General features: G+C 35.0%; 14 protein-coding genes and 1 pseudogene. 3 read left to right on the top strand and 12 right to left on the bottom strand.

What is annotated here, in order from left to right; translation table 11 throughout:
• Both BMY57_RS15190 and BMY57_RS15185 read right to left on the bottom strand, forming a co-directional pair.
• Positions 1 to 191, bottom strand: a 191-nt coding sequence (locus BMY57_RS15190) for a transposase (protein WP_501037453.1), incomplete at its 3' end; no start/stop codon positions are given.
• Between the two features lie 213 nt (positions 192 to 404).
• Entirely contained in the window at positions 405 to 986 is a 582-nt protein-coding gene (locus tag BMY57_RS15185) for a dihydrofolate reductase family protein (RefSeq protein WP_091776137.1), read from the bottom strand.
• A gap of 84 nt (positions 987 to 1,070) precedes the next feature.
• Between BMY57_RS15185 and BMY57_RS16375 the strand changes: the two genes are divergently transcribed.
• Positions 1,071 to 1,373: an ATP-binding cassette domain-containing protein gene (locus tag BMY57_RS16375; RefSeq protein WP_091776134.1), complete on the top strand. Its 303-nt coding sequence runs from the start codon at positions 1,071 to 1,073 to the stop codon at positions 1,371 to 1,373.
• Positions 1,374 to 1,394: 21 nt separating this feature from the next.
• Here the strand turns inward: BMY57_RS16375 and BMY57_RS16540 are convergent.
• Positions 1,395 to 1,622, bottom strand: a pseudogene (locus tag BMY57_RS16540) (class I SAM-dependent methyltransferase); the annotation flags it as partial.
• A gap of 256 nt (positions 1,623 to 1,878) precedes the next feature.
• Between BMY57_RS16540 and BMY57_RS15170 the strand changes: the two are divergent.
• Positions 1,879 to 2,202: a hypothetical protein gene (locus tag BMY57_RS15170; RefSeq protein WP_091776129.1), complete on the top strand. Its 324-nt coding sequence runs from the start codon at positions 1,879 to 1,881 to the stop codon at positions 2,200 to 2,202.
• Positions 2,203 to 2,447: 245 nt separating this feature from the next.
• Here the strand turns inward: BMY57_RS15170 and BMY57_RS15165 are convergent, their stop codons facing one another.
• From BMY57_RS15165 to BMY57_RS15150, 5 genes are all read right to left on the bottom strand, one after another.
• On the bottom strand, positions 2,448 to 4,334 hold the full coding sequence (locus tag BMY57_RS15165; protein ID WP_091776126.1) for a Xaa-Pro dipeptidyl-peptidase: 1,887 nt from the start codon (positions 4,332 to 4,334) through the stop codon (positions 2,448 to 2,450).
• Between the two features lie 623 nt (positions 4,335 to 4,957).
• Positions 4,958 to 5,386 carry a DUF421 domain-containing protein gene (locus BMY57_RS15160; RefSeq protein WP_369678870.1) on the bottom strand — a complete coding sequence of 143 codons (429 nt, stop codon included), beginning with the start codon at positions 5,384 to 5,386 and terminating at the stop codon, positions 4,958 to 4,960.
• Positions 5,337 to 5,567 carry a DUF421 domain-containing protein gene (locus tag BMY57_RS16535; protein ID WP_369678869.1) on the bottom strand — a complete coding sequence of 77 codons (231 nt, stop codon included), beginning with the start codon at positions 5,565 to 5,567 and terminating at the stop codon, positions 5,337 to 5,339. The genes BMY57_RS15160 and BMY57_RS16535 overlap by 50 nt, the downstream gene beginning before the upstream one ends.
• A 117-nt stretch (positions 5,568 to 5,684) precedes the next feature.
• A complete protein-coding gene (locus BMY57_RS15155; RefSeq protein ID WP_091776123.1) occupies positions 5,685 to 6,098 on the bottom strand; it encodes a DUF3021 domain-containing protein in 414 nt (137 codons plus the stop codon).
• 3 nt (positions 6,099 to 6,101) lie between these two features.
• Entirely contained in the window at positions 6,102 to 6,548 is a 447-nt protein-coding gene (locus tag BMY57_RS15150) for a LytTR family DNA-binding domain-containing protein (protein ID WP_091776120.1), read from the bottom strand.
• Positions 6,549 to 6,844: 296 nt separating this feature from the next.
• Between BMY57_RS15150 and thpD the strand changes: the two genes are divergently transcribed.
• Positions 6,845 to 7,774, top strand: a complete 930-nt coding sequence (gene thpD / locus BMY57_RS15145; RefSeq protein ID WP_091776117.1) for an ectoine hydroxylase — start codon at positions 6,845 to 6,847, stop codon at positions 7,772 to 7,774.
• A 31-nt stretch (positions 7,775 to 7,805) separates the two neighbouring features.
• On the opposite strand, the gene BMY57_RS15140 is transcribed toward thpD, so the two are convergent.
• The 4 genes from BMY57_RS15140 to BMY57_RS15125 all read right to left on the bottom strand — a co-directional run.
• Entirely contained in the window at positions 7,806 to 8,288 is a 483-nt protein-coding gene (locus BMY57_RS15140; protein ID WP_091776114.1) for a GNAT family N-acetyltransferase, read from the bottom strand.
• A gap of 120 nt (positions 8,289 to 8,408) precedes the next feature.
• Positions 8,409 to 9,839, bottom strand: coding sequence for an MDR family MFS transporter (locus tag BMY57_RS15135; protein ID WP_256205327.1), 1,431 nt, complete (start codon positions 9,837 to 9,839; stop codon positions 8,409 to 8,411).
• A gap of 5 nt (positions 9,840 to 9,844) precedes the next feature.
• Positions 9,845 to 10,690 carry a TetR/AcrR family transcriptional regulator gene (locus tag BMY57_RS15130; RefSeq protein WP_091776108.1) on the bottom strand — a complete coding sequence of 282 codons (846 nt, stop codon included), beginning with the start codon at positions 10,688 to 10,690 and terminating at the stop codon, positions 9,845 to 9,847.
• 125 nt (positions 10,691 to 10,815) lie between these two features.
• Positions 10,816 to 11,114: hypothetical protein (locus tag BMY57_RS15125; protein ID WP_256205326.1), on the bottom strand; the 299-nt coding region annotated here is incomplete at its 5' end.

Genomic DNA, 11,114 nt, shown 5'->3' with positions numbered 1-11,114 from the left:
ATCTTGAATAATACGAGTGGGTCGAGCGAAGGTCGACCATTATCTTCAGAGTAATATGAACGAACTTTTTCTGGAATGAAAGAAAAGTCTATGTATCGATCTATTTTTCTTAATAAATGATCATCAGGGACAAGCTCATCAATTGTAACCATTTCTATTTCCATTTGACGCTCTTTATTACTATTAAACATGGGAACACCGCCTTTTATTAATCTAACTATATTATAACAAATTAACGCGGTGAATTGTTAAAGTTTAGGCAAAAAATATAGGCTGTCGAGACTTTCTCGACAGCCTGCAAAAAAGTCCATCACCTTAAGTGATGGACTTTTTTGTTTTTAGGTATCATTATCATAGGAAATCATTAATGCCTACATATTGTATTATGGAATATGTTACCTACTTCAATATAAAACCTTATATTGAAGGTGAACGACATCCGTTCCATCCGTCACTTGTTGACTTTCCAACTTAATTGGCGCATCTCCAATATAATCAAACAACCGAACGCCGTTTCCTAGCACAAGGGGTGAAACATGAAGTTGGATTACATCAAGAAGACCAGCCTTCATACATTGTTGGGCAATACTAGGTGTTCCAATGACAACATTTTTCCCGTCAGCAACTTCAATAGCCTGTTTCAATGCACTCTCAACACCATCCGTTACAAATGTAAACGGTGTGTCATTCTCTTGAAAATGTTCAGGCTGTTCATGTGTTACAACAAAAATCGGAATACCAGAAATGGGATGACTTCCTCCCCAACCGTTTACAATATCAAATGTTCTTCGACCAAAAACCATGGCTCCAGTGTTGGGAATAAACTCATCAAAAACTTCTCTATTCGATTCAGACATCTTAAAAAAATCGTTGTAACGACTTGGTTGATCGCCACTAAACAGCCATCCTTGAATAGCTTCTCCTCCCTCACCTAGTGGTTGATTTTGGTTATCATCCACACCTGCTACGAACCCATCAAGAGACATTGAAATATCTAAAAATCACCTTCCCCATTTTCCCCACACCTTTCTATTCAATTATAAAGTAACTACAGTTATAAGAAGAATGACGTGATTAAAGATTTTTCATTAAGTATTAATGAACCTATGATTACGGGAATATGGGGCCGAAATGGAACTGGAAAGACCATCCTTATGAAATTACTCGCAGGTCATTTCCAACCCCAAAAAGGTTCGATTAATATCATGGGTTTAGAACCTTATAATCATTCAGGCATAAAACAATATTTATGTTATATGCAAGAAGAACATCCATTTAGTATTATTTGGAAAGTTGAAGACGTACTCCGTTATGGTCAATATTATAATCCTAACTGGGATATGGAATATGCAAAAATCTATATAAAGTTCTAGTTTGTTTAATGGAATGTGATGTAAAACGGCAATAATCATGATCAAATCAATAGAGTGATTCGGTATTGGGATCTGGTCTTGGGCCATGACATTAAAACGATGATCAGGATATTTTTTGTTAGCAAAATTGACCCTTTTTTCATCGGGATCCAACCCTATATAATATTCTGGAGACACTAGGGTGCAATTGGCACCTGTGCCAGATCCAAAATCTAACACATGTTTAGATTCTAATTCACAATGATCCATAATGTATTGATGTATATATTTTTTGGTTAGCCATCTTTGCCGGACGAATGAATCGTAAACAATTGGTGATAGTTGCATGTAAGTTTAGTCTCCTGTTTCATAATTAATGTTATCTTGAATAGTTTTAGTAATCACTTATTGAATTATTCAAATACCACTTAACATACTTTTAGAAAAATAATTTTAATGATAAACTGGTATATATCTTTCTTAATACATATATAATGTGTATTAACCATAAAAAGGAGATGGCATCATGAAACACCGTTATGCCTTCCGACTTGTCTTTTTAACCATTTTAACGATTTATTTAATTTGCAATGTTAGTGGGACAATTACAACGGATCTTCCGATTGATACACCAACGAATATAACCGAACATAGTGAATATCATTACACACCATTAGGTTCTAATAATAATGATTTACTAAAGTTTGTAACATTTATAACATCACTTATCATATTGGTTCCAATCGTTTGTTTTACTTATTACTTAATTCCAACGTGGTACCACAGTTTACGAAGGAAAAGACTAACACCTGTTTTTTATGGAAGTGATTATTTAGTTCACCCCTTCTAGTTACTAAGTATTTTTTATTAAACTAGGAGGTACAAAATATGATGTTCTTAAGGTTTCTAATGATTGGTTTATTTTCTTTTACAGCGATGAGTTTAATGTCGTTCCAAGGTGTAGAGATTTTTCACGCGTTCGTTGATTTATTTAAAAATAAATAAAACCAAAACAAAAGTGCATAGAGCTAATCTATGCACTTTTGTACATTATCAATCGATATTTGAGAGCCTCTATTTAGATACTGATCGTCTCTACTCTCCCACAGCACGTTCAAAGGCACTTTTTCCTCCAACTACAGGTAAATGCACGACACTCTGACCAAGAGATATGTCGAACGTTGCTTGGCTATCGCTTGGCATTAACCATCTGTCATGACTTCCTGTAATAACGATTCCGATTCTGTGACCTTTCTTAAAAACATAGTCTTCTGGTAGTGTGTTCCACTGGAAACGATAGTTTTTACCTGGTTTTAAGATATCTGTTATCTCTAATGATTTCCAGTTTTGCGCATCAAGCCAGCCGTGTGTAACAATTTCATACGGTGCAGTATGAACAGTTCTTTCGGTATCTTTGTAACAGGCATCATCTACTTCACTACTTTCACCCCAACAAGATTCTGACTCTAATGTACGGATTCCTTCACCACGGTCACGGTGATTGACTCGTTCATCCGTACCATAATCAACAATCATTGCCGATAAGTATGCATGATCTCGATCTAATGAAGCACGAATGTCGACTTCAGGGACACCACTTAAATGAATGTCTTCTTCTAATTCAGGTGTTAAATAGATGAGTCGATTGTCTTTTTCCTCAAATTCATCCTCAACCATTTCTTGTTCCGTTTGATCTGGATTATCTGTAAATGATTGATTAAAGTTTCCTTTTACTGGACCTGTTGTTAAGGTCCCTGGCAATTCCCCATCCGCAGGGGCTAACCTTAACTTAACTGATTTTGTGTCTTTTACTGGCCAAGTTTCATAAGTTTCCCATTCATTCGGTTCACGTTCAATGTCCACCATTGGTTCATCCATAATTCCGTTTTCTATATCAAGTAACCAGTGGTCAAACCATTTATGAAGAGTAGATACCCATTCCGCGCGACGAAAATCAAATGGATCTACGTGTCCTGTTTGGGTTAACCATAGTTTTCTTGGTACATCATGGTTGTCCAATTCTTCCCACCAATTGGAGAAATGATTTGCTTTAACATTATAATCGTTCAAACCATGAATGACAAAAACACTTGCTTCCACATTATCCGAATCTTTAACAAAATTACGCTCGTCCCAAAATTCATTATAGTTTCCCGTCTCATCATCGGACCTTGATGATATATCCTCTCTTATCGGTGCACATTCAGCAATTCGTTCTGTATTCGTTACGGTTCTCGATAATCCAGCAGGACCATTTAGATAAAAAGGAATCCCACCATACCTATAATAATCATACCAACTACTAATTGCTCCAATTGGTACAATTGTCTCAAGCCCTTCAACTCCTGTGGCCGCAACTCCATTAGCGATGGTTCCGTCATAGGATTTTCCAATCATGCCAACTTTACCAGTTGACCAATCTGCTGTAATTTCTTCACCATCCTCATTCCACGCCTTACCTTTTCCGTTTAGCCAATCAATAACAACTTTAGCACTTTCAATTTCTTCATGCCCGCCAGTTGTTGGGCATCCCATTGAGTTATTGGTTCCAACCATATCGACTAGAACAACTGCATATCCTCTTGGAACAAAATAGTTATCATAGAATAATGGAAACATTTCATTGATGCCATCACCATCAGGGTCTTTAATTTCCGATTCATTTCCTCGACCAAGCCATTCATAATACGGGCTAGCATCCATGATAATCGGCACCTCAAGCCCTTCCTCTGTTTCCTTTGGACGAATCACATCTGCAGCAATAATATCTTTCTCTCCATCATTATCACTGTCTAAACTTGACTCTATATAGATGGTTTCTTTGATGGCATCTTCATAAGAATAGATCGCATCTGTCACTCCATCTTTCAATTGATGTTCCTTCGTATCAGTTTCTGCTGATACTTCAAAGTTAAGAGAAGAATTTATGACAGTGATAACCGTTAAGAATATAATACCTATAGTAATTCTCTTTACTCTCAAATATAACCCTCCTATTATATGAATCTATCAATAGTATATCTGTTGATAGAGAGGGTTAATAGAGTATAAATCATTATTTTTTGAATATTATAAATTTACTGTCAGTAACATATTACTAGTTAAAAAGAAATATAATCTCAAAAATTAAAGTGCATAGATTTGCTCTATACACTTTAATTTTAAATAATACTATATAAACTTCTCTCACCTAAACTTAACAAAAACCTTAATCCCAAAAAGACTTGAATAAATCTTAATGGTTTTATTCATTTTTGAAACATGGATCAAAATCTGGTTTTTCATGTGTTCACCAGCCTAGTTATTGTTTACATTTTACATTTAACTCTTTCGGTTAATAAACCCAATAACACTTATCAATTAAGACCAAATAAATCTTCGTAGTCCCCCCTCTTTTATTAATGAATCCATTTCTCACAATAGTACTCTTTTGTAAAATAATGCAGATTTTTTGATGTACGTTTCCTTTTATTTACACTAAATTTTCAACATAATTTTTGGATTAATTTTCCTAATAATTAAAGCATTAAAAATCCCCACTTCTTTAAATGGGGATTTTTTCTCTCACGAAATAACATTATATGTTTTATGAGTTTGTCTTAGAATCATTGTAAGTGCTTCGGAGGTTCATTATTATGAGATTTTTTACTTACTTCTTTGAAAAGATTATCTTCACTCATTTGGTTCATTTGTTGATTTATTTGGTTTAACTGAGTCTGATTGTTCGTTAGTAATTTCATTAATTGATTAAACTCTTTTTTTGTAACAGGTTGAGCTTCATCTTTTAATAGGTATCCAACTTGGCCATTCGGTTCAATCGTGGCGTATTTTACATCGTCTAGCTTAAGAACGTTTTTCTGCCTTAAATTCATTTCGAGTTGGTCAACTGACATTCTAACTTTAGCTAATTCTTTCTCATTGATCGTGCCATTTTCGATTAAAACCTTTGATTTCCCAGTAATCAGCTTTTCAATCCAATCAGATTTAATCTGTACATACTCTATAAGAATTAGAGTCGCGACTAGAATCTCCAATTATAAAGGTAACTCCAAGATTGTTTCCAGATACAGGTTGAATAAGAAGGGAACCAATCGCGATCATAATAACTGTTTCAGCTAATGTCATCTGCGAAATTGTTTTTCTACCAGCAATTCTTAAAAGCATGGTACCAACTAAAACGATTAATACAGCTTTCCATAAAAGGTCTAAACTCATTTATAACCCTCCTGTGATGAATCCTACTGGTAGTTTGTCCATTCATTTCCTAAAAATTTATTTTTTAATGAATAACGCCTTCAATCCTTATTAAGAAAAGAAGGCGTTTAAAATTTTCTACTCTGTTTTATGACTAACCACACGGTTCATTTCTTTTTCTACTCTTAAGAAGTATGCTCGAGCACACAACCAAAATATCGTGTAAACTATTACAAATATACCTACGGCAATTAATATTTCTAAAACTCCTATTGGAACCCACCCAGCGATAAACGCAATCGGTAACCAAATACCAACAGACAGCAAAAAATGAACGACGGTTTGTTTTAATGGACTCCAATTGTCTATTTCAAAAATTAAAGATGCTACTGAAAAATAGATCCCCATCAGAAGACTGGCCGACATATTTTTCCAAATTATTGATACAGTTGTTTCAACATCATACACCATCATGATCGTTAAAGCGATAAACGTTATAATCGCTGCAAAACCTAAACCAATTAAACTTCTTCTTAACAATTCAAGAATCATCTTCTAACCTCCCATAATTAATTTTTGCTTAATCTCATTTACATATTTTCTCGACACATATTCCTTACCTCCAGAGTGAAAATAAACACACAAGTTCCCATTAAAAGCTAATTCAAAAGATTTAATGTGATTCAAGTTACCAATAACCGATTTTGAAAAACGATTAAAGTGGTGACTGCTTAATATTTCTTCCACCTCATACAATTTCATATTGAGCTCAATTGAACGTTTATGAATGACGGCATAAACTTTTCGGCTTTGAGCATACACATATTCAATTTCATTAGGTGACAGAAGTATAGATTGATCCTCTTCTCTTCCAACAATTTTTTTATGGTGATCATTATTTAAGTTTTTGACCAACTCCTCTACTTCTTGGGACCATTCTTTAGCATGAATCGTGATATACGTTCCATCATATTTTTCATCAATATCGATATTGACTTTCAAATTGGCTCCCCCTTTCAATACATACTATATCGGTAATTTAAGCCTTTTATATTAATTATCGAATGACCGGTATTATTCCTTGTATAACATGCAAGAACGATAACATAAAAATCAACTAACTTTGATATTTGGAGAAAACTAACGCAAGACATAGCAAGAATTTCATATTTTGAATCAGAAAGTATTTACTCCATGTCATCACCTTACATTCGTAATGATGAGATTTGTTTAACAATGTTTAAATGAATATACTGTAAGTGAAAAAATCTAATTCTATATAAAGGAGTGGATGTTTCATGAAAGATTTGTATCCTTCTAGAATCAAAGGAAACCCTAAGATTTTTGAAAGAATGGATCCAGTCATTCACGACTCCACAGAACAAGATGGACCATTAAATCAGAAGGAATTAGATTTTTATGAAGATAATGGGTATCTGTTTATACCTAATCTGTTTTCAGAAGCAGAGGTTGAGGTTCTACAAAAAGAATTGAAGCGTAATATGGAAGACAACCAAGGCTCAGATGCACCACATGTAGTAAAAGAAGCCCAAAGTGATGAGATTCGTTCTGTTTTTGATGTGCACAATAATGATGAGTTTTTTCAAGATTTATCGTCACATGAACGAATTGTCAATATTGCGCAACAATTACTTGGAAGCCAGGTTTACATAAATCAATCACGGATTAACTTTAAGCCTGGCTTTAAAGGGAAAGATTTTTATTGGCATTCGGATTTTGAAACGTGGCATATGGAAGACGGTATGCCCAGAATGCGCGCGGTGAGCTGCAGTATCATTTTAACGGATAATTATCATTATAATGGGCCGCTTCTATTAATACCGGGTTCACATCGTTGGTACGTACAGTGTGTCGGTGAAACACCAGATAATCATTTCGAACAGTCATTAAAGATGCAGAATATCGGTGTCCCAGATCATGACAGCATTAACTGGTTATTAGAAAAAGGCGGGAAAATCGATAGTGCAACTGGTCCTGCGGGGTCCGTTTTATTCTTTGAATGTAATACGATGCATGGTTCAAATAGTAATATCTCACCAATGCCACGAAGTAATGTGTTCTTTGTCTTTAACAGCATAGAGAATAAACTAGTTGAGCCATTTGCGAACACATCACCAAGACCAGAATTTATTGCAAATCGTACGAATGTCAAACCGATTGAACCGAAAGCTTTTGACTTTACTAAGAAAAAGATAGCGATGTCTTAATAAATGGGACTTGGATTTCTCCAAGTCCCTTCTATAATGCTTTATGCAATATAAGTAGCTCACCTTTTCTACCCATCACTCTAACTCCACGGTCGATGTACCCACTTTTTATGTATACTTGCTGTGCTAAGGTGTTTTGATGATTCACAGCGAGAATGATTTCATTTTTATCTGGAAAATGTTTTGTAACAAATGAATCCAATATTGATAAAGACTTTTTGGCAATCCCTTTTCCTTGAAAGCTCGAATTAACGGAAAAGCCTCTCATTAATATCGCTTGACGGTTCTGACTATACGCCTTAACCCCTTCCCAACCATGGAGCACAAAAAAACCAGCAGGATCTCCGTTATATAAAACCACAACTGGATATCTGGTATTATCTTTCTGACAGACCTCCACTGCTTCCAAGGGCATTGAAGTATATCGACTTTGATCTTCAGATAAATGGTAGTCTTTTAATTTTGGCCGATATTCTTCTTGATAAAAGTCTAATGTGACGTTTTCTAGAGTCATTTTTTCACCTCTAACCGAATATATGTTCGTATTTATTATATAAGTAAATGGTGTTAAAATCAATCCCTATACGGAACCTATCAAAAAAAGACTCTGGAGAATTCCAGAGTCCTTTCTGAATTAATTGGCTGGTTTTTGTTTTTGTAGTAAAAAGGCTAGTAACATTCCAACAAAAGATAAAACCGTGGCTACAACAAAGGCCATATTATAACCACTAATTAACGCTTGGTCGACTATTTCTGCTTGTGATAGTCCTTGAAGTTGATCTGTGTTTGGTTCAAAATGAGACGTCGTTGTGGTCATCACAGTCACTAAGATTGCCGTTCCAATGGATGCGGAGACTTGTTGTAAAGTATTTGCCATCGCGGATCCATGCGCATTCCATTCAAGTGGTAATTGGTTTAAACCATTTGTCATAACTGGCATCATCGCTAATGATAATCCAAACATGCGAATAGCGTAGATGACAGTTAGATAAACAAATGATGTATCCATTGATAGATTTGTAAATAAAAATGTCGTGATACTCACAATCAACAGACCTGGAATGGCAAGCTTCCTTGCACCTAAACTGTCAAACAGTCGACCTGTAATAGGTGACATAATCCCCATGACAATTGCTCCTGGCAGTAACATTAATCCAGATTCAAAAGGGGTAAAACCGCGAACATTTTGCATATAAAGTGGTAACAAGGTCTCTGCCCCAATCATCGCCATTAACACAATCATCGTAATAATTAATGATATACTGAAAATAGGAAACTTAAAGACTCTAAATTCGAGCATTGGGGTCTTCATTTTCAATTGTCTCCAAACAAATAAAGCAATTATAATAGCCCCGGCAATAATGCTAATCAACACAATCGGGCTTCCCCATCCATTCTCACCGGCACTACTAAATCCAAATAATAGTCCTCCAAATCCAAATGAAGACAAGATAATTGAAATAATATCGATTTTAGGTTTTGTTACCCGAGTTACATTTTGCACAACATAGAATGCAAAAATTAAAGCCGTAATCGCGATTGGTAACACAACGTAAAATAAACCACGCCATGAAAAGTATTCAAGCAACCAACCAGATAAAGTTGGCCCGATTGCGGGAGCAAATGAAATAACCAATCCAGCAAACCCCATTGCCGTCCCTCTTTTTTCTTTAGGGAAAATCGTTAAGGTCACCGTCATTAATAGTGGTAACATGATTCCTGAACCAGCTGCTTGAACAACTCGAGCTGCTAATAGAAGTTCAAAGGTGTGTGAAATACTGGCTATAAATGTACCTAATATAAACACACTAATCGCTGTAAAAAAGATTTTCCTAGTTGAAAATCGTTCTATTAAGAAAGCTGAAATGGGGATCATCACCCCATTAGTTAGTAAAAATGCCGTCGTTAACCATTGAACTTTATTTTCTGTAATTCCAAAGTCATCCATGATAGTTGGAAGAGCTGTAGCTAGTAATGTTTCGTTCAATATTGCAAAAAACGCTCCGACAAGCATGATGGCAACCATCGGACCTTTTCTAATCTGTTTTAAATCTACTTCTGTCATATTTATCATGCCTCTCTCATGTAACTTTCTATAATTCTTTCTAAAATTTGAATATCTCCTAATAATGATTCCTCTTGTTTTAAATAATGAATGAAAGCCTCAATCATAATAAATTGAGGTTTGTCGGAGAAAATTTCTTTTTCAATCAAATCAAGCGAGGAGTGTATTTTTTCTTCATCTAAAGTTAATCTTGTTTGACTTGTTTGACGACGAATCGTTTCTAATTTCAGGTTCAATTCATCTTTTAAGCTTAAATCACCTTTACCTAAAACCGGTTCAACCTGATTGATTGAGCTTACCATCGATGCAATAGAATTTGAGATTAACTGTGCAAGTCTTGGTATATTGACTTGGTGTTGATCGAAAATAATCGTAAAAACATATTCTTTTAAAATCCCTTCCAATATTGTCACAATGTCTAACAAATAAGGTCTTACACTGTTGCCGAACGACTGAATCAATACATCTTTATGTGATTGCATCATCGATTCTCTAAAGTGATTCATGACCTCTTTGATTTGTTCATTTTCTTGTGGTGGAAAATCACGAAATAACACATTATAAAAATCTCGCTTCTTCATCCATTGATTAAGTTCATTCATAATTTGCTTAGTTAAAAGGTCTTCTCCTTGTGCCCCTTCTAACGATTCAATGCTAGCTTGCTTAACAATTTCTAAATGATTCTGTCTTAAAATCTCTACTAACAAGCTTTCTTTGGAAGAATAATATTTGTAAAAGGCACCTTTTGAAATCCCTGTTGTTGTCGCTAATTCTTGAACGGACGTTTGATGGAAACCTTTTTTAGAAAAAAGCTCTGTCGCTTTAGTTATGAGGATATCTTTATAATCCATCTCAACACTCCAAACTAGTCGGTCACACTTTATGACTCAATGGTCACAGAACGATTTTATGTGATTCATTTTAAAAAGTCAACGAACAAAATCGCTAACGCGACTTACTACGTCCCAAGTGAGTGCTAATCACTTGGGACATTCTTCGCTCTAATCATAGTGCCATTACAGTGAGGGCAATGAAGCTCAACCTCTTCATCATTATTTTTATCCACACTAAACTCTCCGATGATATAATCAGGTACTTCATCAGTTCCATTACAGTCAAGACATTTAAATATAACTATTTTGATTTCTTCATCCAATCCGAAAGGATCATCTTCTAACCATTCATCGATGTCTCCGAACAAATTATCCTGATCTTTTTTCTGGGACAAACTCATACCTCCTCCATTTATTAACTGATTCAACATCTTCCATGTAA

Origin of the sequence: Piscibacillus halophilus (assembly GCF_900110685.1) — a bacterium.
Taxonomy (GTDB): Bacteria; Bacillota; Bacilli; order Bacillales; family Alkalibacillaceae; genus Piscibacillus; species Piscibacillus halophilus.
This window is presented reverse-complemented; position numbering and strand designations above follow the sequence as displayed.